This is a genomic window from Halomonas sp. 328 (genome assembly GCF_015645095.1).
Lineage (GTDB): Bacteria > Pseudomonadota > Gammaproteobacteria > Pseudomonadales > Halomonadaceae > Bisbaumannia.
Genome location: NZ_JADOTW010000047.1, coordinates 1 through 21,420, shown reverse-complemented (window position 1 = coordinate 21,420; position 21,420 = coordinate 1). Strand labels below are relative to the sequence as shown.

17 protein-coding genes and 2 pseudogenes are annotated in these 21,420 nt (G+C 69.3%); 11 read left to right on the top strand and 8 right to left on the bottom strand.

Features of this window, described 5'->3' with window-relative positions:
- From IHD13_RS17195 to IHD13_RS17150, 10 genes and pseudogenes are all read left to right on the top strand, one after another.
- Window positions 1-249 (top strand): annotated as a pseudogene (locus IHD13_RS17195) (urocanate hydratase); the annotation flags it as partial.
- Window positions 250-339: 90 nt separating this feature from the next.
- On the top strand, window positions 340-1,890 hold the full coding sequence (hutH, locus tag IHD13_RS17190) for a histidine ammonia-lyase (RefSeq protein WP_195862266.1): 1,551 nt from the start codon (window positions 340-342) through the stop codon (window positions 1,888-1,890).
- A 79-nt stretch (window positions 1,891-1,969) separates the two neighbouring features.
- Complete coding sequence (locus IHD13_RS17185; protein WP_195862265.1) at window positions 1,970-3,316, top strand: Na+/H+ antiporter family protein; 1,347 nt, start codon at window positions 1,970-1,972, stop codon at window positions 3,314-3,316.
- A 144-nt stretch (window positions 3,317-3,460) separates the two neighbouring features.
- The gene (locus tag IHD13_RS17180; protein WP_195862264.1) at window positions 3,461-3,958 is read left to right on the top strand and encodes a Na+/H+ antiporter subunit E; all 498 of its coding nucleotides are present in this window, start codon (window positions 3,461-3,463) and stop codon (window positions 3,956-3,958) included.
- Window positions 3,958-4,248 (top strand): monovalent cation/H+ antiporter complex subunit F, encoded by a 291-nt coding sequence (locus tag IHD13_RS17175; protein WP_195862263.1) that lies wholly within the window; start codon window positions 3,958-3,960, stop codon window positions 4,246-4,248. The genes IHD13_RS17180 and IHD13_RS17175 overlap by 1 nt, the downstream gene beginning before the upstream one ends.
- Window positions 4,241-4,597, top strand: coding sequence for a monovalent cation/H(+) antiporter subunit G (gene mnhG / locus IHD13_RS17170; RefSeq protein WP_195862262.1), 357 nt, complete (start codon window positions 4,241-4,243; stop codon window positions 4,595-4,597). The genes IHD13_RS17175 and mnhG overlap by 8 nt, the downstream gene beginning before the upstream one ends.
- Window positions 4,594-5,520 carry a hydrogenase subunit MbhD domain-containing protein gene (locus tag IHD13_RS17165; protein ID WP_195862261.1) on the top strand — a complete coding sequence of 309 codons (927 nt, stop codon included), beginning with the start codon at window positions 4,594-4,596 and terminating at the stop codon, window positions 5,518-5,520. Before mnhG ends, IHD13_RS17165 begins: the two co-directional genes overlap by 4 nt.
- Window positions 5,517-5,798 (top strand): NADH-quinone oxidoreductase subunit K, encoded by a 282-nt coding sequence (locus tag IHD13_RS17160; RefSeq protein ID WP_195862260.1) that lies wholly within the window; start codon window positions 5,517-5,519, stop codon window positions 5,796-5,798. Before IHD13_RS17165 ends, IHD13_RS17160 begins: the two co-directional genes overlap by 4 nt.
- The gene (locus IHD13_RS17155; RefSeq protein ID WP_195862259.1) at window positions 5,795-8,650 is read left to right on the top strand and encodes a proton-conducting transporter transmembrane domain-containing protein; all 2,856 of its coding nucleotides are present in this window, start codon (window positions 5,795-5,797) and stop codon (window positions 8,648-8,650) included. Before IHD13_RS17160 ends, IHD13_RS17155 begins: the two co-directional genes overlap by 4 nt.
- A 114-nt stretch (window positions 8,651-8,764) precedes the next feature.
- The gene (locus IHD13_RS17150; protein WP_195862258.1) at window positions 8,765-10,153 is read left to right on the top strand and encodes a PAS domain S-box protein; all 1,389 of its coding nucleotides are present in this window, start codon (window positions 8,765-8,767) and stop codon (window positions 10,151-10,153) included.
- Window positions 10,154-10,168: 15 nt separating this feature from the next.
- Here the strand turns inward: IHD13_RS17150 and IHD13_RS17145 are convergent, their stop codons facing one another.
- Window positions 10,169-10,621, bottom strand: a complete 453-nt coding sequence (locus tag IHD13_RS17145) for a YchJ family protein (protein WP_195862257.1) — start codon at window positions 10,619-10,621, stop codon at window positions 10,169-10,171.
- A 220-nt stretch (window positions 10,622-10,841) separates the two neighbouring features.
- On the opposite strand from IHD13_RS17145, the gene IHD13_RS17140 reads away from it, so the two are divergent.
- The gene (locus IHD13_RS17140) at window positions 10,842-13,577 is read left to right on the top strand and encodes a cation-translocating P-type ATPase (protein WP_195862256.1); all 2,736 of its coding nucleotides are present in this window, start codon (window positions 10,842-10,844) and stop codon (window positions 13,575-13,577) included.
- Between the two features lie 6 nt (window positions 13,578-13,583).
- Here the strand turns inward: IHD13_RS17140 and IHD13_RS17135 are convergent, their stop codons facing one another.
- The 7 genes and pseudogenes from IHD13_RS17135 to IHD13_RS17105 all read right to left on the bottom strand — a co-directional run.
- Window positions 13,584-15,266, bottom strand: coding sequence for a diguanylate cyclase domain-containing protein (locus tag IHD13_RS17135; RefSeq protein WP_195862255.1), 1,683 nt, complete (start codon window positions 15,264-15,266; stop codon window positions 13,584-13,586).
- 113 nt (window positions 15,267-15,379) lie between these two features.
- On the bottom strand, window positions 15,380-17,077 hold the full coding sequence (locus IHD13_RS17130; RefSeq protein ID WP_195862254.1) for an electron transfer flavoprotein-ubiquinone oxidoreductase: 1,698 nt from the start codon (window positions 17,075-17,077) through the stop codon (window positions 15,380-15,382).
- A gap of 23 nt (window positions 17,078-17,100) precedes the next feature.
- Window positions 17,101-18,054 (bottom strand): electron transfer flavoprotein subunit alpha/FixB family protein, encoded by a 954-nt coding sequence (locus IHD13_RS17125; protein WP_195862253.1) that lies wholly within the window; start codon window positions 18,052-18,054, stop codon window positions 17,101-17,103.
- 28 nt (window positions 18,055-18,082) lie between these two features.
- Complete coding sequence (locus IHD13_RS17120) at window positions 18,083-18,832, bottom strand: electron transfer flavoprotein subunit beta/FixA family protein (RefSeq protein WP_195862252.1); 750 nt, start codon at window positions 18,830-18,832, stop codon at window positions 18,083-18,085.
- Window positions 18,833-18,857: 25 nt separating this feature from the next.
- A complete protein-coding gene (locus IHD13_RS17115) occupies window positions 18,858-19,991 on the bottom strand; it encodes an acyl-CoA dehydrogenase family protein (protein WP_195862251.1) in 1,134 nt (377 codons plus the stop codon).
- Window positions 19,981-21,114: a CaiB/BaiF CoA transferase family protein gene (locus IHD13_RS17110; RefSeq protein ID WP_195862250.1), complete on the bottom strand. Its 1,134-nt coding sequence runs from the start codon at window positions 21,112-21,114 to the stop codon at window positions 19,981-19,983. Before IHD13_RS17110 ends, IHD13_RS17115 begins: the two co-directional genes overlap by 11 nt.
- 57 nt (window positions 21,115-21,171) lie before the next feature.
- Window positions 21,172-21,420 (bottom strand): annotated as a pseudogene (locus IHD13_RS17105) (urocanate hydratase); the annotation flags it as partial.

Genomic DNA, 21,420 nt, shown 5'->3' with positions numbered 1-21,420 from the left:
CTGCTCAACACCGCCGGCGGCGCCACCTGGGTCTCGCTGCACCATGGCGGCGGGGTGGGCATGGGCTACTCCCAGCATGCCGGGGTGGTGATCGTCGCCGACGGCAGCGATGACGCCCACGCCCGCCTGGGCCGGGTGCTGCGCAACGACCCGGGTACCGGGGTGATGCGCCACGCCGACGCCGGCTACGAGATCGCCAAGCAGTGCGCCCGGGACAACGGCCTCGACCTGCCGATGCTGGATAAGTAAGCGCCCTGACTCGAATTCGGCGATGCGCTGATCCGGGAACAAGCCTCGGCGCGCATCGCCCTCGCCGTATCCTCTCAGGAGAGCCATATTATGACCCATCTCGAGATTCACCCCGGCAAGATGACCCTGGCCCAGGCCCGCCAGGTCTATGAGGCGCCGCTGTCGGTCAGCCTGCCGGCCAGCGCCGATGCCGCCATCCAGCGCAGTGTCGACTGCGTCAATCGCGTCGTCGCCGAGAACCGCACCGTCTACGGTATCAACACCGGTTTCGGCCTGCTGGCCCAGACCCGCATCGCCAGCGACGAGCTGGAGGACCTGCAGCGCTCCCTGGTGCTGTCCCACTCCACCGGGGTCGGCGAGCCCATGGAGGATGCCCTGGTCCGCCTGATCATGGTGCTCAAGGTCAACAGCCTGGCCCGAGGCTTCTCCGGCATCCGCCGCGAGGTACTCGATGCCCTGGTGGCACTGATCAACGCCGAGGTCTACCCGCATATTCCCCTCAAGGGCTCGGTGGGCGCCTCCGGCGACCTGGCCCCGCTGGCCCATATGAGCGTGGTGCTGCTCGGCGAGGGCAAGGCCCGTTACCGGGGCGAATGGCTCCCCGCCCGGGAAGCCCTGGCGGTGGCCGGCCTCGAGCCCCTGAACCTCGCGCCCAAGGAGGGCCTGGCGCTACTCAACGGCACCCAGGTCTCCACCGCCTACGCCCTGCGCGGCCTCTTCGAGGCGGAAGACCTGCATGCCGCCGCCACCGTCTGCGGCGCCCTCACCGTGGAGGCGACCCTCGGCTCCCGTTCGCCCTTCGATGCGCGGATTCACGAGGTCCGCGGCCAGCAGGGCCAGATCGATGCCGCCGCCGCCTACCGCCACCTGCTCGGGGAACGCAGTGCCATCGGCGACTCCCACGCCCAGTGCGACCGGGTGCAGGACCCCTACTCCCTGCGCTGCCAGCCTCAGGTGATGGGCGCCGCCCTGACCCAGCTGCGCCAGGCCGCCGAGGTGCTGGCCGTGGAGCTCAATGCGGTCTCCGACAACCCGCTGGTGTTCGCCGAAGAGGACGACATCATCTCCGGCGGCAACTTCCACGCCGAGCCGGTGGCCATGGCCGCGGACAACCTGGCGCTGGCCATCGCCGAGATCGGCTCCCTCACCGAGCGGCGCATCTCGCTGATGATGGACAAGCACATGTCCCAGTTGCCGCCCTTCCTGGTGGAGAAAGGCGGGGTCAATTCCGGCTTTATGATCGCGCAAGTCACGGCGGCTGCCTTAGCCAGCGAGAACAAGGCCCTGGCCCACCCGCATAGCGTCGACAGCCTGCCCACCTCCGCCAACCAGGAGGACCATGTCTCCATGGCCCCGGCCGCCGGCAAGCGCCTCTGGGAGATGGCCGCCAACGTACGTGGCATCCTCGCCATCGAGTGGCTGGCCGCCTGCCAGGGGCTGGACCTGCGGACCGACGCCGATGGCCGGCGCCTGACCACCTCCGAGTCCCTGGAAGGGGCCCGTACCACCCTGCGCGAACGCGTCGGCCACTACGACAAGGACCGCTTCTTCGCCCCGGATATCGAGGCCGCCACCGAGCTGCTGGCCAGCCGCGCCTTGAGCCCCCTGGTACCCGCCGGTATGCTGCCCAGCTGCCACTGAGCCGCCCGGCATCTCCGTGCCCCCACGGCGCCGGCCGCGGGGGCGTCAGTGCATTCGTTTCCAACGATAAGAGCTACCCATGAATGCTATCGTTCTCGCCATCCTGGTGATGGTCGGCCTGAGTCTGGCTCGGGTCTCCGTGGTCTTCGCCCTGATCGTCGCCACCCTGGTGGGGGGCCTCTATGCGGGCATGCCCATCGGGGAGATCCTCGACGCCTTCAATGACGGCCTCGGCAACGGCGCCACCATCGCCCTCTCCTATGCGGTACTGGGGGCCTTCGCCGTGGCCCTGTCCCGCTCGGGGGTCACCGAGCTGCTGGCCAACCGGGCCATCGCCGGGCTCAACCTGGACACCCCCAGCGACAATCGCCGCCTGGTCACCTATACCCTGCTGGCGGCACTGCTGGCCGCGGCGGTCAGCTCGCAGAACCTGATCCCGGTGCATATCGCCTTTATCCCGGTGCTGGTGCCGCCGCTGCTCAAGCTGATGAACCACCTGCGCCTCGACCGGCGCCTGGCCGCCTGCGTGATCACCTTCGGCATCACCGCGCCCTATATGCTGCTGCCGGTGGGCTTCGGCGCCATCTTCCTCAACGATATCCTGCTCGCCAATCTCAACGAGAGCGGCGCCGAGCTGGGGCTGGAAGTCACTCGCCAGATGGTCCCCCTGGCCATGGTCATTCCCATCGGCGGCATGGCGCTGGGGCTGGCGGTGGCGGTGCTGTTCAGTTACCGCAAGGGCCGCGACTACGAGGACCGCGACCTGGCCCACGGTGACGAGACCCCGGCCCAGGCGGCCCGTCACCTGGCCGGCTGGCAGAAGGCGGTCCTGGGGATCGCCCTGGTCGGCACGGTGGCGGTGCAGCTGCTGACCGGCTCCATGGTGCTGGGGGGCATCTTCGGCTTCGCCCTGCTGTCGCTGAGCGGCGTCTTCCACTGGCACGAGCAGGACGGCATCTTCACCGAGGGCATGCGCATGATGGCCCTGGTCGGCTTCATCATGATCGCGGCGGCGGGCTTCGCCAGCGTGATGCAGGCCAGCGGCGAGGTGCAGGGCCTGGTGGAGGGCTCCACCGAGCTGATCGGCAACAACAAGGGGCTGGCGGCGCTGATCATGCTGCTGGTGGGACTCTTTATCACCATGGGCATTGGTTCTTCCTTCTCGACCATTCCCATCATCGCCTCCCTCTATGTGCCCCTGGCGCTGAGCTTCGGCTTCTCGCCGCTGGCCACCGTGGCCCTGGTCGGCACCGCCGCGGCCCTGGGTGATGCCGGCTCGCCGGCCTCCGACTCGACGCTCGGCCCCACCGCCGGCTTGAACGCCGACGGCCAGCACGACCATATCTGGGACAGCGTGGTGCCCACCTTCCTGCACTACAACATCCCGCTGATCGCCTTCGGCTGGGTCGCCGCCATGATCCTCTAAGCCTTCTGGCGGGGGCGCTGCAACGCAGCAAGGAGTGTGTTACACCTAGGGGACAATCTCAGCCGTGGAGACAGGGATGCCCCCACCCCCGCCTCGACCCCTCGCCCCCCGGGGTGACCGCTGCGCCCGGCACTGGGGGGCATCATGAGCAACGTCGCCTGGGCCGCAACTCGGCTCTCGCCCCTGCGCCTGGCGGGGCTCGCGCTGCTTTGGTGGGCGCTCGCCGGTGGCAACGCCTGGGCCTGGGGGGTGCCGGTGATCCTGGTCACCGCCCTGACCATGCCCCGCAGTGGCCTGTCGCGACTGCGCCCCCTGGCCTTCCTGGCCTTCCTGGCCTTCTGCCCCCTGGCACTCTGGCTGGCCCTGCGCGGCGGCGTGCAGGTGGCCCTGCTCGCCTGCCGGCCTCGCCTGACCCTCAACACCGCGCTGATCGACCACCCCTGGCACTGCCTGCCGGAGGGGCCGGGGCGCCTGTTCATGGCCAGCCTGATCAACCTGATCCCGGGCACCCTGACAGTGCGCCTGGCGCCCGATAGACTGGTGGTGCATGTGCTGCACCTGACCCCGGCGACGCCCCGCCACCTGGCAACCCTGGAGCGGCGCATCGCCCGCCTCCATGTCACCGAGAAGGAACTCGACTGATGCCGCTCCCCCTTGCCGTCATGCTGCTACTGAGTTGCGCGGGCGTCGGCCTGTGGCGGATCTGGCGTGGCCCCAGCGGGGCCGACCGGATGCTGGGGGCCGAACAGCTCAGCACCCTGGCCATCGCCATCCTGCTGCTGCTCGGTGCCTTCCTCGACCAGCCGGCCCTGGGGGATGTCGCCCTGCTCTTCGCGCTGCTGGCCGCGGTAGCCATCGCCACCTTCGTGACCCGCACCTGGACACGACTGCACGAGGCGCAGCGCCGTCCGGAGGAGGCCGAGGGTGACTGAGGGACTCGCCTTGATCGCCCCCTGGCTGATCGCCGCCGGGGTGGGCTTCTTCCTGACCGGCGCCCTGGGGCTATGGCGCTTTCCCGATGCCTATGCGCGGCTACACGCCCTGACCAAGGCCGACAACCTGGGGCTCGGCCTGCTCTGCCTGGGGCTGGCCTGTCAGGCGGCCAGCCTCTCGGCGGCCCTCAAGCTGTTGCTGGTCTGGGGGCTGGTGCTGGTGGCCTCGAGCATCGGCGCCACCCTGATCGCCTCCACCGCCCTCGCCCGGGGGCTGCGTCCCGTGACGCGGCGGGGGTCGCGGCGGGGGGCGCGGCGGGGGGCGCGGCGGGGGTCGCGGGATTCGTGAGCGCCTTCGTCATCGGCTTCGACCTGCTGCTGGGGGCCGGCCTGCTGTGGCTGGCCTGGCAGGCCCTCTTCCACCCCCAACCCTTCGCCGCCGTGGTGCACTTCATGGCCTTCGGCCTGATGATGGCCCTGGCCTGGGTACGACTCGAGGCCCTGGACATCGCCCTGGCCGAGGCCGCCATCGGCGCCGGGGTCACTGGCGCCCTGCTGCTGGCGGCGCTGGGGCGCCTGCCCGATGGCCCGACACCACGGCGTCTCCTGCGGGCCTGGCAGCGCCCTCCGGTGGCCCTGGCCCTGGGCAGTGTCCTGCTGCTGAGCCTCTGGCTGGTTTGGGTAGCCTGGCAGCTGCCCCGGCCCGGGCTCGCCGCCGAGGTGACCGCGGCCCTGCCGGAGAGCGGCGTGCGCCATCCGGTCACCGCGGTACTGCTCAATCTGCGCGCCCTCGATACCCTGCTGGAGGTGGCGGTGATGCTCGGCGCCGTCTGGCTGGTCTGGTCGCTGGGCCCCGAGCTGCGGCCCTATGCCCCGGTCACGGCCCTGCCGGGGTTGCCCGCCCTGACCCGGCTGCTGCATCCGCTCTTTCTGATGGTGCCGGCCTACCTGCTATGGCGGGGCAGCCATGCCCCAGGAGGCGCCTTCCCCGCCGGCGCCGTGCTGGGCGCCGGCGGCATCCTGCTGCTGCTGGCCGATGGCGTGCCCTGGATGCAGCGCCCCGAGCATCAGCCTTTGCTGCGCCTGCTGCTGGCCGCGGGCCTGGTGCTCTTCCTGGGCCTGGCCCTCGGTGGCCTGCTGCTCACCGGCACCTTCTTCGCCATTCCCCTGGCCATCGCCGGCCTGGCGATCCTCGCCGTGGAGGTGGCGATTGCCCTCTCCATCGCCCTGATGCTGATGGCCTGCTACCTCTTCGGAGAGCCGGGACGATGAGCGGGCTCTTTCCCCTGCTTGCCGCGCTCCTGGCTGGCCTCTCGCTGGTCGGGCTGTTCCGGGCCCGCACCCTGCTGCGGCGCATCCTGGCGCTCAATGTGCTGGCCAGCGCGCTCTTCCTGTTGCTGGTGACCCTGGCCCGCACCGAGGCGGGCCTCGACCCGGTGCCCCACGCCATGGTGCTCACCGGCATCGTGGTGGCGGTCAGCACCACCGCCGCGGCCCTGGCGCTGATACTTCGTGCCACGGAACCGCCCGGCGACGGGAAAGAGCCTTGAGCCTCGTCGCCTGGTGGCTACCCGGCGCCCTGCTGCTGCCCCTGGGGCTGGCCCTGGCCGCCTTCCTGGGCCTGGCCGCCCCCCGCACCCAGGTCGCCCTCGCCCTGGCCGGCATCGTCGCCGGTGCCTTGGGGCTCCTGGCGGGCAGCTCGGGCCTGCCTCTAATGCTGCCGGTGGGCGGCTGGGCGCCTCCCCTGGGCATCGCCTGGTGGCTCGACCCGCCCGCCGCCGCTCTGCTGGGCATGACCGCCCTGCTGATGGGTCTGGCCAGCCTCGCCCAACTGGCCGACCCCGAAAGCCGCGACGACCGCTTCCTGTGGAGCCTCTGGTGGCTGCTATGGGCCTCCCTCAACGCCCTGCTGCTCTCCCGGGATCTCTTCAACCTCTATGTGGTGCTGGAGCTGATGAGCCTGGCCGCCGTGGGCCTGGTGGCCCGCAGCAAGGAGGATCCCGGCCATCGGGCGGCCCTACGCTACCTGCTCGCCTCCCTGCTCGGCTCCCTGCTCTACCTGCTCGGCGTGGCCCTGCTCTACGGCCAGACCGGCCACCTCGACCTGGTGCTGCTGAGCGAGGCCTTGACCACCACCCCGGCATCCCAACTGGCGGCGGTGACCCTGACCCTGGGGCTCGCCATCAAGGCGGCCCTAGTGCCCCTGCACCTCTGGTTGCCGGCGGCTCACTCCCGGGCCCGGGCGCCGGTCAGCGCCCTGCTCTCCGGCGCCGTGGTGGCCGCGGCGCTGATGGTGCTGTGGCGGCTCTGGCTGGGGCCCCTGGCGCGGCTCGATGGCAGCCTGCGTCCGGCCCTGGCGCTGCTGGGCGCCACGGCGTTGATCTGGGGCGGCCTCCAGGCGATGCTGCAGCGGCGCCTGAAGTTGGTGATCGCCTGGTCGACCCTCTCCCAGAGCGGCTATGCCCTACTGCTGCCGACCCTCGCCGGCGGCAGCTGGCATGGCCCGGCGGCCCGGGGGGCGGTGCTGCTGCTGGTGGCCCATGGCCTGGCCAAGGGAGCGCTCTTTCTCGCCGCCGGCGCCCTGTACCGGGCCCATGGCCATGACCGCCTATCGGGGCTCGCCGGCGGTGCCCGGCACGCCCCCCTGGCATGGGGCATCATCGCACTCGCCGGACTCGGCCTGGTGGGGCTGCCCCCCGGCGGCGGCTTCGTGGCCAAGTGGTGGCTGCTCGAGGCGAGCCTTGCCAGCCAGCGACTCGGGCTCGCCGCCCTACTGCTGCTGGGCACCCTGCTTACCGCCGCCTGGCTCTGGCGTCTCGCCGAGCTGGCCCTGCGACCGATCGAGCCGGCCGATACCCAAGCCCCCACTCACTCTCCCTGCGGCGTTACCCTGGCCGCGGCCCTGACCCTGGCCCTGCTGGCCTGGGTGGTGGGGCTCGTTGCCCTGGCGGGGCTGCCTGCCTCACCGCTGCCGCGCCTCACCCTCGCCGACGAGGCCCGGACGCTCGCGCTGGCGGCCATGGTGATCTGGCCCCTGGCGCTCCTGGCGGCCTGGCGGTGGCCACTGGCCACCGCCTCGCCCCGAGGGCTCGTGCCCCTGCTGGCCACCGCCGCGGCGGCCCATCTGCTGGCGCTGCTGGCCGACGACCTGCTGAGCTTTCTGGTGGGGGTGACCCTGCTGAGCCTGGCGGGCTGGGCCCTGGTGCGGCTCGATGGGCGCCTCGCCTCGCGACGGGCCGCCGCGGGCTACCTGGCGATGATGCTGCTGGCCGAGCTGGCGCTGCTGGTGGGCCTGGTTCTGGCCTGGCAGGAGGCGCCCTCGCTGCGCTTCGACGCCCTGGCCAAGGCCGGGCTGTCGCCGACCACCCTCGCCGCCCTGACCCTGGGGCTTGCCCTCAAGGCGGGGCTGCCCGGCCTCCACGCCTGGCTGCCCCTGGCCCACCCGGCGGCCCCGCCGCTGGCCAGCGCCGTGCTCTCGGGGCTGATCGTCAAGGTGGGAGTGCTGGGAGCGCTGCGCCTGCTGCCCGGCGCCGAGGCGGCGCCCCCCCTGGCCGTCGCCCTGGTGGCCCTGGGCCTGGCCGGGGCCGGCTACGGGGTGCTACGGGGCCTGCTCAGCGCCTCCCCCAAGCGGCTGCTGGCCTGGTCCAGCGTCAGCCAGCTGGGGTTGATGGCCACCCTGCTGGGGCTACTGATGCAGGGCGTCGAGGCGGCCCGACCCGCCCTGCTGCTGCTGGTTGCCACCCATGCCCTGGCCAAGGCGGCCCTCTTCACCGGGGCCGGTATCGCCGGGAACGCCAGCCCCGCCAGCCGGCGCCTGGTGCTGGCGGCGCTGCTGCTGCCCGCCCTGACCCTGGCCGGGCTCCCGCCCAGCGGCGGCCTGCTCCTCAAGCAGGGCCTGACCGAAAGCCTCGTCGCCGGCGGCCTGCCCGGCGGCCTCGCCACCCTGAGCGGTGTCGGCAGCGCCCTGCTGATGCTGCGGCTCTTCCTGCTGTTGCACCGGCAGCAGAATGCGCCAGAACCGGCGCCCGACGCCCCCTGGCTGCTGGCTGGGCTGGCCGGGCTCGGCGCCCTGGCCGCCCTGCTGCCCTGGTGGCTGGCCCCGGCCCCGATGGCACTGCCGGCCGAGGGACTATCGGTGCTGCTGACCCTGGGGCTGCCCTGGCTTCTGGCCCTCGCCCTGGGCGCCGGGCTGCTGGCGGCAAGGCCCCTTCATGCCTGGCTAAGGGTCACAGGAGTCCGCCAGAAAGTGCGCCAGCGTGCCCGGCACCAGGGGCTGCAGCGGATGGCACGGGACTGGCACCGCCGGCTGCGCCGCGCCGAGGCCTGGCTAATGCCCTGGCCCGCCTTCGGCGTCAGCCTAGGGGTGGTGGCCCTACTGCTGGCCGCCGCCAGCAGGATCTAACGGCGGTTGCGCCACCGTCAGGCGGCCGCCCGGCAGAAACCTATTCAAATTATATTTGATGTACAACTTTTGCATCGCTATGCTCGAGCCAACTTCCCTGGTGCGAGAGTGTCGATGCCATCCCTGCTTCAGCGACTCACTGTGTCCTTCTTCCCCGCCGCCCCCGAGGCCCCGGATTGCACCCAAGACGGGCGCTATGAGGCGCTTTTCCATGCCCTGCCGGTCGCGGCCCTGCTGGTGGATCACCACGGCGAGATCCTTACCAGCATTGGCGCCGCCCAGCGGCTCTGGGGCGATGAGCCCCTGCGCGGAACCCCATGTCGCACCCTCTTCCCCGAGCTGAACCCGGCGCTCCTGGATCAGGAGCAGCGCCTGGAGGGAGTGGATGGTCGGGGTACGCCCTTTCTGGCCGGCGTGACCCTGGGACGCCACGCCGAGGGACGCCTGGTCACGGTACGCCCCCTGGAAGCCCCGGCGGTGAATCACGCGGAACAGGCCCTGGAGCAAGCCCTGGATGCGGTGGTCACCATCGACGCCGACAATCGCATTCGCTTTTTCAATGCCGCCGCCGAGCGCCTGTGGGGCTATCGCCGGGAGGAAGTGCTGGGAGAGAACGTCAAGCGGCTGGTGCCGGAGGCCTATCGGCATCAACACGATGGGTTTATCCAGCGTCACCGTCACGGCGGCCAGAATCGCATCGTCGGCAGCAGCCGCGATGTGCAGATGCAGCACCGCAATGGCGAGCCCCGCTGGGTCAATCTCTCCATCTCCCAGGTGGAGGTCGATGGTGAAACCTGCTACACGGCCTTCGCCAAGGACATCGGGGCTCAACAGGAGCTCAGGGAGCGGCTCAATCAAACCCTGGAGCAGGCACTCGACGCGGTGGTCACCATCGACCACCACAACCGGGTCACCTTCTTCAATGGGGCGGCGGAACGCCTGTGGGGCTATGCCCGGGACGAAGTGCTCGGACAAAATGTCAAGATGCTGGTGCCGGCGGCGATTCGCCCCCGCCACGATGACTACGTCAATGCCAACCGGGAGGGGGGCGAGAACAAGATCGTCGGCTTCACCCGAGAGGTGCCCATTCCCCGCAAGGATGGCGAGACCCGCTGGGGTAGCGTCACCCTCTCCAAGGTCAAGCTAGGGGGCGAGACCCACTACACCGCCTTCTTCCGGGACGTCACCGACGAGGTGGCCCTGCGCGCCGAGATGGACGAAAAGATGACCCGGGTGGACGAGGCGAGCCAGCGTATCAGCGCTCTGGTGGAATCGATCGATGGCATCGCCAGCCAAACCAACCTGCTCTCGCTCAATGCCGCCATCGAGGCGGCTCGGGCCGGAGAGGCCGGCCGTGGCTTCGCGGTGGTGGCCCAGGAGGTGCGCCAACTGGCCGAGCGCTCTTCCGGTTCGGCGGGCAAGGTGCGTCACGGGGTGGAGCTGACTCGCTCGCTACTGGCTGAGCTGAAGGAGACCCTGGGGCGCCTGGCACAGAAGCGTTGAGGACCGCCCCGCGTTTCAAGCCGCCCCGCAGCAGGCCTTGAACTTGCGCCCGCTGCCGCAAAGGCAGGGGTCATTGCGACCCGGCTTGAGGCGTTGCCAGGACGTCTGGCCATCGCAGTAGAACCAGTGCTCGCCCTCGCGCAGGAAACGGGATCTCTCCTCCAGTACCGCCCAGCGCCGCCCCTCCCGGAAGGTGGCGCGAAAGTGCACCCGTCCCTGCTCGCCCTGGGCCTCGCTATCCAGCACCTCCAGGCGTATCCAGCGGGTCTGGTCATCCGCGGCCAGGGTGGCGGGCCGGGTCGAGGCGTGCCAGCTGGCCAGCAAATAGTCGGTCAGGTTCAGGGCGAAGGCGCTATAGCGAGAGCGCATCAAGGCCTCCGGGGTCGGCGCCGGCGCCCCGGCGTGATAGGGGCCACAGCAATCCGCATAGGCGGCGCCGCTGCCGCAGGGACAGGCTCGCTCGTCCATCTCTTGGCTCTCCTTGGGGTCGGCGCGCCAGTGTGCCATGGCGCGTTGCGGCTGTCCCCGACCTTGACCGGGTCATAGGGTTGTCGTGATGGGCTTTACGGTCCGGGGCTAACAGCGCCCCTCGTTCACTCTTGCCGTGATCCCTTGACCGGGATCACTGCGTTGCAGCAAGGGCTATGCTACACCTGTCATCCGGCCCACCGGCAAGGAGAGAACCGGTATGCACGACCCCGACACACCATGGCACGCCCTGGAGGCCACGGAGGCCTTGGCACATCTCGACACCCCCGAAGCAGGCCTGAGCGGCGCGGAGGCCGCCCGGCGCCTGGACGAACATGGCCCCAACCACCTGCGCCAGGCCAAGCCTCGCCCCGCCTGGCGGCGGCTGCTGGCCCAGTTCAACAACCTGCTGATGGGCATCCTGCTGGTGGCGGCCCTGGCCAGCCTGATGCTGGGCCATCGCCTGGACGCGGCGGCGATCCTCGGGGTGGTGGTGATCATCGCCCTGATCGGCTTTATCCAGGAGGGTAAGGCGGAGCAGGCCCTGGAGAGCATCCGCCAGATGCTCTCGCCCCAGGCCCGAGTGGTACGTGATGGGCGCCGACAGACCCTGGATGCCCGAGAGCTGGTGCCCGGGGATCTGGTGTGGGTGGAGAGCGGCGACCGGGTGCCCGCCGACCTGCGCCTCTTGGAGACCAAGCGGCTACGCACCCAGGAAGCGGCGCTGACCGGCGAATCCACGGCGGTGGACAAGACCCTCTCGCCGGTGGCGACCGACGCCGAGCTGGGCGACCGCACCAGCATGGCCTTCGCCGGCACCCTGGTGGTACAGGGCACCGGCCTGGGGCTGGTGGTGGCCACCGCGGCCCAGACCGAGCTGGGGCGCATCTCCGAGCTGCTGCGGGAGGTGGACAAGCTCAAGACGCCACTGCTGCAACAGCTCGACCGGGCCGGCCGGGTGCTGGCCCTGGTGATCCTGATGGCCGCCGGCCTCACCGCCGCCTTCGGCGTCCTGGTTCATGGCCAGCCCCTGGGCGAGATGTTTATGGCGGCGGTGGGCCTGGCGGTGGCGGCGATTCCCGAGGGGCTGCCCGCGGTGGTCACCATCACCCTGGCGCTGGGGGTGCAGAGCATGGCGCGGCGGCGCGCCATCATTCGCCGCCTGCCGGCGGTGGAGACCCTGGGCGCCATCTCCACCATCTTCTCCGACAAGACCGGCACCCTGACCCGCAACGAGATGACCGCCCAGGCGATCTGGCTCCCCGAGGGGGAGTACCGCATCGAGGGCATCGGCTTTGCCCCCCGGGGTGACTTCCAGGTTCTGGATGCCCAGGGCCACCCCCAGGCGGTGAGCCCCGATACCGACCCCGCCCTCCTGCACTTTCTCAAGGTGGGAGTACTGTGCAACGACGCCGAGCTGGCCGAGGTCGAGGGCCAGTGGCAGATTCATGGCGACCCCACCGAGGGCGCCCTGGTGGTGGCCGCCGCCAAGGCGGGGCTCACCGCCGGCGAGCTGCGCGGCGACCACGGCCGCCAGGATGCCATTCCCTTCGAGTCCGAACGCAAGTACATGGCCACCCTGCATGAGCTGGAGGGTGAGCCGCGCCTGCTGGTCAAGGGCGCCCCGGATCGTCTGCTGGAGATGTGTCATCTCGAACGCACCCCGGACGGCGGCGAGGCGCCGCTGGGCACCGAGGCCTGGGAGGCGCGCATCCATGCTCTCTCCTCCCGGGGCCTGCGGGTGCTCGCCCTGGCCGAGAAAGCCGTACCCGGCATCGATGAGCTCGGCGACGAGCACGCCGAGGAGGGCCTGGTGCTGCTGGGACTGGTGGGCCTGCTCGACCCGCCCCGGGAGGAGGCGATCGCCGCGGTGGCCCAGTGTCTGGCGGCGGGCATTCGCCCGGTGATGGTCACCGGCGACCATGCGGTGACCGCCCTGGCCATCGCCCGGGAGCTGGGCTTCGCCCATACCGAGCGCGCCCTCACCGGCCGCGAGGTGGAAGCCATGTCGGATGCCGAGCTGGAGCAAGTGATCCTCGAGGTGGATGTCTTCGCCCGGGCCGCGCCGGAACACAAGCTGCGCCTGGTCCAGGCAATGCAGGCCCGGGGCGGCATCTGCGCCATGACCGGCGATGGCGTCAACGACGGCCCGGCCCTGAAGCGCGCCGACGTGGGGGTGGCCATGGGCATCCAGGGCACCGAGGCGGCCAAGGAGGCCGCCGAGATGGTGCTGGCGGACGACAACTTCGCCACCATCGCCGCCGCCATCGAGGAGGGACGCAAGGTCTACGACAATATCCGCAAGACCATCACCTTCCTGCTACCCACCAATGGCGGCCAGGGGCTGGCCATCCTGCTGGCGGTGCTGGCCGGCAGCCGGTTGCCGGTCACGCCCCTCCAGGCGCTCTGGGTGAACATGGTGGTGGCGGTGACCCTGGGCCTGGCGCTGGCCTTCGAGCGGGCCGAGCCGAACCTTATGGCCCGCCCGCCCCGGGACCCACAGGCGCCGCTGCTCGATCTCTTCCTGCTATGGCGGGTGGTGTTCGTCTCGCTGCTGCTGCTGGCCGGGGTCTTCGGCGTTTTCGCCTGGATCCTGCATGGCCAGGGGGGCGGCGAGGCGCTGGCCCGGGCCGGGGCGGTCAACATGCTGGTGATGGGCAGCGCCGCCTACCTGATCAATAGCCGCTTCCTCACCGCCAGCGCCCTCTCCTGGCAGGGCCTCTTCGGCAGCCGCCCGGTGTGGCTGGCCATCGGCCTGGTGGCCGCCCTGCAACTGGCCTGGACCTACCTGCCGCCGATGCAACTGGTGTTCGGCAGCGACGCCCTGGGCCTGGTTCACTGGGCGGTAATCCTCGCCGCCAGCCTGGGCATCTTCCTGGTGGTGGAGCTGGAGAAGTGGCTATGGCGACGCCGCCCGCCCCACCGCGCCTCGCATCGCGAAGAGGCGGCGCCCTGAGGCGACTCAGCGGCGGCGGCGCCCTTCCCCATAGACCACCACCCGGTCGCGACCCCGCTCCTTGGCCAGGTACATGGCCTGGTCGGCGTAGTGAGCCAGGGCCTGGCTCTCCTCGGCATGATCCGGGCACAGGGCCAGGCCGATACTGGCGGAGACGCCAAGGGTCAGGTGATCCACCGCGAAGGGCTCACGCAGGGCCGCGCAGAGCGCCTCGGCCACCCCGTGAGCGTCGTCCCGATCGCGGATCAGCGGCAGCAGCACCACGAACTCGTCGCCGCCGATGCGCCCGATCACGTCCGAGGCTCGCAGCCGCGCCTCCATGCGCCGCGCCACGGCAATCAACAGGCGATCGCCGACCCCATGGCCATGGGTGTCATTGACCGGCTTGAACTTGTCCAGGTCAATAAACATCAGTGCCAGGGGCTGGCCCTGGCGCAGGGCCAGGCGAATGGCCTTGTCCAGGTGGGAGAAGAACAGCGCCCGGTTGGGCAACCCGGTGAGGGGGTCATGCTGGGCCATATGGCGAATCTTCTCCTCCATGGCCCGGCGCTCGGTGATATCCCGGGCGATGCCCATGCAGGTGGCCAGGTTGCCATCCTCGTCGAACATCGGCGAAGCATTGGAGGTGTGCCAGCGCCAGTTCCCATCGGCGTGACGCATGCGATACTCCACCCCCTGCTGCTTGGTGCCGGTGTGAAAGAGCTCGTGGAGGAAGGCCTCCAGCCCGGGACGATCCTCGGGGTGGATGAACTCGCTCAGCGGCCGCCCCAGGGCCGCCTCGGCGTCGAGCCCCAGCATCTCGGTCCAGTTGGGGGAGACATAGTCCAGGCGTCCCTCCCGGGTCAGGGAGTAGATGATGTCGTTGGCGTTCTCCACCAGCAGCTGGAAGCGTCGGTCATTGACCGCATTGCGCTCCTCGAGCCGCTTCTGGGCGGTGATGTCATTGACATAGCCAGTCCACACCAGGCTGCCATCCTCGAGCCGCTGGGCGATATCGTTGGCCTCCAGCCACAATAGCCGACCATCCCGGTGATACATGCGAAACTCGCTATGCCAGGGCGCCAGGCGCTCGGCGCACTCCAGACTCTCGCGGATCACCCGCTCTCGGTCGTCCGGGTGGATCAAGCCAATCAGCGCCTCCGCATCGGCCTCCGCCTCGGCGACGCTGACGCCGAACATCTCGGCGACCCGCTTGCCCACGTAGGGGTAAGACCAATGGCCGTCGACATCACGACGCAGCTGGTAGATAAAGCCCGGCAGGGTATCGGCCACCGACACCAGGGTCTGGGTGAAATCGCGCAGCGGCGTGATATCCCGGGCACAGCCCAGGATCAGCGCCACCCGACCCCGCTCGTCGAGCAAGGGCGTCAGGCGGGTCTGCCAGCAACGCAGCCCCCCGGGAAGCGGAAACTGCTGTTCGAAGAGGCGAGTCTGGCGCGCCAGCCGGCAGAGCCGGTACTGCTCCTCGATTAGGGGCGCCAGGGCCTCGGGTAGCGCCTCGGTAGGGGTGTGGCCCTCTATCGCCGAGCGGGCAATGCCACTGCCCTGGATCAGGGCCTCGTTGACCCGGAGGTAGCGAAAGCCCTCCCCCTCCACCGCCACCAGAAACTGGGCATCCGCCGCGGCCTCGAAGAGGCGACGATAGACGGCGTCTGCTCGCAACGGATACCGATCACTCGGCTCTCCCATGCGCCTTTCCCCCGCGTCGCGCCGAGTCCCTGGCAAGGTTATCTATCTATGTATCTAGCCATACTGGCATAAACGGACGCCCGGGCGCTTCAACGCTCGTAAAGACAATGGCCTTACATGTTCGGGTAGTTGGGCCCGCCGCCGCCTTCCGGCGCCACCCAGGTGATGTTCTGGGCCGGTTCCTTGATATCGCAGGTCTTGCAGTGCACGCAGTTCTGGAAGTTGATCTGGAACTGCGGCTGGCCGGCGTCGTCCTCGACCACTTCATAGACCCCCGCCGGGCAGTAGCGCTGGGCGGGCTCCGCGTATTCGGGCAGGTTGTCGCGGATCGGCAGCTCCGCATCGGTCAGCCGCAGGTGACAGGGCTGATCCTCCTCGTGGTTGGTGTTCGACAGGAACACCGAGGAGAGCTTGTCGAAGGAGAGCTTGCCGTCCGGCTTGGGGTAGTCGATCTTCTCGAACTCGCCGGCCGGCTTGAGCTGGGCGTGGTCCGCGCTGGTGTCGTGGACATTGGGCAGCTTGCCGCCGAGCAGCTGGTTGACGACGTTGTAGGCGCCGCCGCCGACGGTACCGTACTTGTGGATCGCCGGACCGAAGCTGGCGGATTCCTTGAGCTCGGCGTAGGCCCAGCTGGCTTCCCATTTCTCGGTGAAGGCGGTGAGCTCCTGGCCGCCCTCGTCGCCCTTGGCTCGTGCGTCACGATTGTTGATGGCCTCGAAGACCGCCTCGGCGGCCACCAGGCCCGACTTCATGGCGGTGTGCAACCCCTTGATCTTGGCGAAGTTGAGGGTGCCGGCGTCGCAACCGATCAAGAGGCCCCCGGGGAAGGTCATCTTCGGCAGGCAGTTGAGGCCGCCCTTGGTGATGGCCCGGGCACCGTAGGCGACCCGCTTGCCGCCGGAGAGGTGCTTGGCCAGCACCGGGTGGTGCTTCATGCGCTGGAACTCGTCGAAGGGCGAGAGCCAGGGATTCTGGTAGGAGAGGTCCATGATCAGGCCGACCACCACCTGGTGGTTCTCGGCGTGATAGAGGAACCAACCGCCATGGGTGGACTTGTCCAGGGGCCAGCCGGAGCCGTGCAGCACCAGGCCGGGCTCGTGCTGTTCGGCGGGCACGTCCCACAGCTCCTTCAAGCCGATGCCGTAGTGCTGGGGATCGCGACCGGCCGCCAGGTCATATTCCTGGATCAGGCGCTTGCCGATATGGCCCCGGGCGCCCTCGGCGAAGAGGGTGTACTTGGCGCGCAGCTCCATGCCCGGCATATGGCCGTCCTTGGGCTGGCCATCGGCGCCGACGCCCATGTCGCCGATCAGGATGCCCTTGACCACGCCGTCCTCGACGATCGCCTCCTGGGCGGCGAAGCCGGGGAAGATCTCCACACCCAGCCCCTCGGCCTGCTCGGCCAGCCAGCGGCAGAGGTTGCCGGCGCTGATCACATAGCGCCGGGAGTCGCCACTCGTCAGGTCGCCGCCGGTGTTATGCATCGACTTGGGCACCAGGGCATTGGGCAGCCTCAATGCCTTCTCGGCATCCTTGAGCAGGTAGACCTCGTCACGGGTGGCCGGGGTGGTCAGGGGCGCGCCGCGCTCCTCCCAGTCGGGGAAGAGCTCGGCCAGGGCGCGAGGCTCGAAGACCGCCCCGGAGAGGATATGGGCGCCCACCTCCGAGCCCTTCTCCACCACGCAGACCGTCAGTTCCTGACCGGCGTCATTGGCCTGCTGCATCAGCCGGCAGGCCGCCGACAGGCCCGAGGGGCCGGCGCCGACGATCACCACATCGAATGCCATCGAATCGCGTGCTACCTGTTCCACTGGGTCTTCTCCCTCGCTTAGGGTCAGCCGAGCCGCTGCTCGAGTTCCGGCAGAGCCTGGAAGAGATCGGCGACTAATCCGTAATCCGCGATCTGGAAGATCGGCGCCTCCTCGTCCTTGTTGATGGCGACGATCACCTTGGAGTCCTTCATCCCCGCCAGGTGCTGGATGGCGCCACTGATGCCCACGGCGATGTAGAGGTCCGGGGCGACGATCTTGCCGGTCTGACCCACCTGCATGTCGTTGGGCACGAAGCCGGCGTCCACCGCGGCGCGCGACGCGCCGATGGCCGCGCCCAGCTTGTCGGCGATGCCGTCGAGCAGCCTGAAGTTCTCGCCGTTGCCCATGCCGCGGCCCCCGGAGACGACCACCTTGGCAGCGCCCAGCTCGGGGCGGTCGGACTGGGCCAGCTCTTCCTTGATAAAGATGGACTGGGCGTTGTCGGCGACGAAGTCCACCGCCTCGATGGAGGCGCTGCCCTGACCTTGTGAAGAGACGGCGGCCGCGTCGAAGGCGGTACCACGCACGGTGATCACCTTAAGGGCGTCGTCGCTCTTCACGGTGGCGATGGCGTTACCGGCATAGATGGGACGCTTGAAGGTGTCGGCGCTCTCCACACTGATAATCTCGGAGAGCTGGCTGACATCCTTGAGGGCGGCGACCCGGGGCAGCACGTTCTTGCCGGTGGTGGAGGCGGCCGCCAGCACATGGGTGTAGTCGGATGCGAGCTTATGGATCAGCGCGCCCAGGGGCTCGGCCAACTGGTGGGCATAGACGGCGTGATCGGCGACGCGCACCTTGGCCACACCATCGAGCCTGGCGGCGGCCTCGGCCACGGCGGCGACACCTTCACCGGCCACCAGGACGTGGATCTCGCCACCGGTGCTGGCTTGCACCTGCTGGGCGGCGGCGACCACCTGGGCGGTGGCGCTGCTCAGTTGGCCATCCTGATGGTCGGCCAGGATCAGAATGCTCATGGGATCGGCTCCTTTCAAAGCACTGTTTTCAAAGAACTTTGGCTTCGTTCTTGAGTTTATCGACCAGTTCGTCCACGGAGCTCACCTTGATACCGGCCTGGCGCTCGGCCGGCGGCTCGACCTTGAGCAGCGTCACGCCACTCGTGATCTCCACCCCCAGCTCCGCCGGAGTCGTGACGATGAGCGGCTTCTTCTTGGCCTTCATGATGTCCGGCAGCTTGGCGTAGCGGGGCTCATTCAGGCGCAGGTCGGTGGTGACGATGGCCGGAAGCGACAGTTCGACGGTCTGCAGGCCGCCATCGACCTCGCGGGTCACCTGGGCCTTGCCGTTCTCGATGATCACCTCGGAGGCGAAGGTGGCCTGGGGCAGGCCGGCGAGCGCCGCCAGCATCTGGCCCACCTGGTTGTTGTCGCTGTCGATGGCCTGCTTGCCGAGGATCATGAGTCCCGGCTGCTCGGCCTCGACCACCTTGGCCAGCACCTTGGCGGCGGCCAGAGACTCGACGGGGGCCTCGGTTTCCACATGAATGGCGCGATCGGCGCCCAGGGCCAGGGCGGTACGCAGCTGCTCCTGGGCCGCCTTGGGGCCGATGGTCACGGCCACCACCTCGGTGGCGATGCCGCGCTCCTTCAGGCGCACCGCCTCTTCCACGGCGATCTCGCAGAAGGGGTTCATGGCCATCTTGACGTTGGTGAGGTCGACGTCGGAGTGATCCGCCTTGACGCGGATCTTGACGTTGTAATCGATGACACGTTTGACCGCGACGAGGATCTTCATCGTTCGACTCCTGTGGCAATCGGGCTCAGGCGGTGATGGCTCGGCCGATAATAATCTTCTGGATCTCCGAGGTGCCCTCGAAGATGCGCGTGATGCGTGCATCCCGGTAGTAACGCTCGATGGGTAGGTCACAGATATAGCCGTAGCCGCCATGCACCTGCACCGCGCTATCGGTGATCTTGGCCGCCGCCTCGGAGGCGAACAGCTTGGCCACCGCCGACTCCAGGCTGAAGCGTCCGCCGGAGTCCCGGGCCGCCGCCGCCTGGTAGGTGACCAGCTTGGCCGCCTCCAGCTGGGTGTGCATCTCGGCCAGCATCCACTGAATGCCCTGGTGCCGGCACAGCGGCTTGCCGGCCACCACCCGCTCTTGGGCCCAGGCCAGGGAGTCGTCATAGGCGGCACGGGCGATACCCACGCTCATGGCCGCCACCTCGACGCGCCCGCGATCCAGTACCGCCATGGCGGTGGCGAAACCCTGCCCCTCATCGCCCAGCAGCGCGGCTTCGGAAAGCTGGCAGTCGAAGCTGATCTCATAGATATGGCTGCCACGCAGCCCCAGGGTCTTCTCGGGACTCGAGAACTGGATACCCGGGGTATGGCGATCCACCAGGAAGGCCGAGATGCCCTTGTGGCCCTGACTCTCGTCGGTCTTGGCATAGACCACCAGGAAATCGGCGTAGGCGCCGTTGGTGATGTAGTGCTTGGTGCCGGTGAGATGCCAGCCCCCCTCACGCCGCACCGCCTTGGTGCGCATCTCGGCCGGGTTGGAGCCGGCGCCGGGCTCGGTCAGGGCGAAGGCGCCGAGCTTCTCCCCGCTGGCACACAGTGGCAACAGCTCCTGCTTCTGCTGTTCGGTACCCCCCAGCAGCACCGAATCGGTGGCCAGGAAGTGAGCGGTCAGCGAGGAGCAGGTGGCGGCACAGTGATAGGCCACCTCCTCCACCGCCAGGGACATGGCGATGCTGCCCGGGTCGAAGCCGCCATAGGCGTCGGGCAGGTTCATGCCCCAGAAACCCAGCTCCCCCAGGGCATCGAGGCTCTCGCGACAGAAGTCGCCGGTCTCGTCGTAGCGCTTGGCGTTGGCCTTGAGCACCTCGGCGGATACGCGATGGGCGGCATCCTGGAAGGCAATGGCATCGGCGGTCAGATCAAAGTTCATGGCAGGTCACCTCATCGAACAGTGCATTGTGCTGGCCCAGGGCGGGGGCGGGACGCTGGCTGTACGCCTTGTGGCCGTTGAAGAACACCGGCTGGGGCGAGCCCGTCCGGTCGCCGATGCGCGGCAGCAGTTGCCGTTCGGCGGCATGGGGAGAGGCCGCGGCCTGCGCGATATCCCAGATCGGCGAGGCGGGCACGCCGGCCGCATCGAGGCGCGCACAGACCTCCTCGACGCTGTACTGCCCGGCCCAGGCCTCGATACGCGCCTTGAGGGCCGCCTGGTTGGCGTTGCGCCGCTCGTCGCTGCAAAAGGCCTCGTCTTCCGCCAGCCCGGGCTCGCCCATGCAGCCCGCCAGCCTGGAGAAGAGGGCATTGTTGGCCACGGCGATGATCACCTGCCCATCCTGGGCCCGGAAGCTATCGAAGGGCGCCGATAACGGATGGCGATTGCCCACCGGGCCCGGGGCCGCGCCACTGGCCAGAAACTGGGAGAGGTTGGTGACCTGCATGGAGAAGAGGCAGTCGAGCATCGATACATCCAGGCTGCTCCCTTGACGCTCCGGGTCGCGCTCGCGGCCGAACAGCGCCGCGCAGATCGACCAGCTGGCGAAGAGGCCGGCACAGATGTCCCCCAGGGACTCACCGACCCGGGTCGGTGCCCCGCCCTCCTCGCCGGTGACCGACATGATCCCGGAGAGCGCCTGGGCAATGATGTCGTAGGCCGGCTTGGCGCTCAGCGGTCCCTGTTGGCCGAAGCCGGAAATCGAGCAGTAGATAAGGCCGGGGTTGATCGCCTTCAGACTCGCCTCGTCGATCCCCAGCCGTGCCGCCACGCCAGGGCGGAAATTCTCCACCAGCACATCGGCACTCGCGCAGAGGGTGCGGAAGCGCTCCTTGCCTTCGTCGCTCTTGAGATCCAGGGTCAGGCTGTACTTGCCACGGTTGAGCAGCGAGAAGTAGACGCTCTCGCCATCGATAAAGGGCCCGACCTGGCGGCTGTCATCGCCCTGGGGCGTTTCGATCTTGATCACCTCGGCGCCCAGGTCGGCCAGCATGGCGGTGCAGTAGGGACCGGCCAGGAAGCGCGACAGGTCGATTACGGTCACACCTTTGAGGGGTTGCATGGTCTTTCTCCCGATGGGGGGCGCCGATAGCGGCGCCCGTGGCGTGAAAAATGGGCGTCACTTGCCCAGCATCGGCAGGTCGAGGCCGTTGTCCCGGGCGCACTGCTTGGCGATCTCGTAGCCGGCATCGGCATGACGCATCACCCCGGTGCCCGGGTCGTTGCGCAGCACCCGGCCCAGGCGGGCGTGGGCGTCGTCGCTGCCGTCGGCGACGATCACCACCCCGGCGTGCTGGGAGTAGCCCATGCCCACCCCGCCGCCATGGTGCAGCGAGACCCAGGTGGCGCCGCCGGCGGTGTTGAGCAG

What these genes read in the sequence shown, in the direction of transcription:
- hutH (WP_195862266.1), top strand. Translation starts at nt 340, where the DNA reads ATGACCCATCTCGAGATTCACCCCGGCAAGATGACCCTGGCCCAGGCC.
- IHD13_RS17185 (WP_195862265.1), top strand. Translation starts at nt 1,970, where the DNA reads ATGAATGCTATCGTTCTCGCCATCCTGGTGATGGTCGGCCTGAGTCTG.
- IHD13_RS17180 (WP_195862264.1), top strand. Translation starts at nt 3,461, where the DNA reads ATGAGCAACGTCGCCTGGGCCGCAACTCGGCTCTCGCCCCTGCGCCTG.
- IHD13_RS17175 (WP_195862263.1), top strand. Translation starts at nt 3,958, where the DNA reads ATGCCGCTCCCCCTTGCCGTCATGCTGCTACTGAGTTGCGCGGGCGTC.
- IHD13_RS17160 (WP_195862260.1), top strand. Translation starts at nt 5,517, where the DNA reads ATGAGCGGGCTCTTTCCCCTGCTTGCCGCGCTCCTGGCTGGCCTCTCG.
- IHD13_RS17150 (WP_195862258.1), top strand. Translation starts at nt 8,765, where the DNA reads ATGCCATCCCTGCTTCAGCGACTCACTGTGTCCTTCTTCCCCGCCGCC.
- IHD13_RS17145 (WP_195862257.1), bottom strand. Translation starts at nt 10,621, where the DNA reads ATGGACGAGCGAGCCTGTCCCTGCGGCAGCGGCGCCGCCTATGCGGAT.
- IHD13_RS17140 (WP_195862256.1), top strand. Translation starts at nt 10,842, where the DNA reads ATGCACGACCCCGACACACCATGGCACGCCCTGGAGGCCACGGAGGCC.
- IHD13_RS17135 (WP_195862255.1), bottom strand. Translation starts at nt 15,266, where the DNA reads ATGGGAGAGCCGAGTGATCGGTATCCGTTGCGAGCAGACGCCGTCTAT.
- IHD13_RS17125 (WP_195862253.1), bottom strand. Translation starts at nt 18,054, where the DNA reads ATGAGCATTCTGATCCTGGCCGACCATCAGGATGGCCAACTGAGCAGC.
- IHD13_RS17120 (WP_195862252.1), bottom strand. Translation starts at nt 18,832, where the DNA reads ATGAAGATCCTCGTCGCGGTCAAACGTGTCATCGATTACAACGTCAAG.
- IHD13_RS17115 (WP_195862251.1), bottom strand. Translation starts at nt 19,991, where the DNA reads ATGAACTTTGATCTGACCGCCGATGCCATTGCCTTCCAGGATGCCGCC.
- IHD13_RS17110 (WP_195862250.1), bottom strand. Translation starts at nt 21,114, where the DNA reads ATGCAACCCCTCAAAGGTGTGACCGTAATCGACCTGTCGCGCTTCCTG.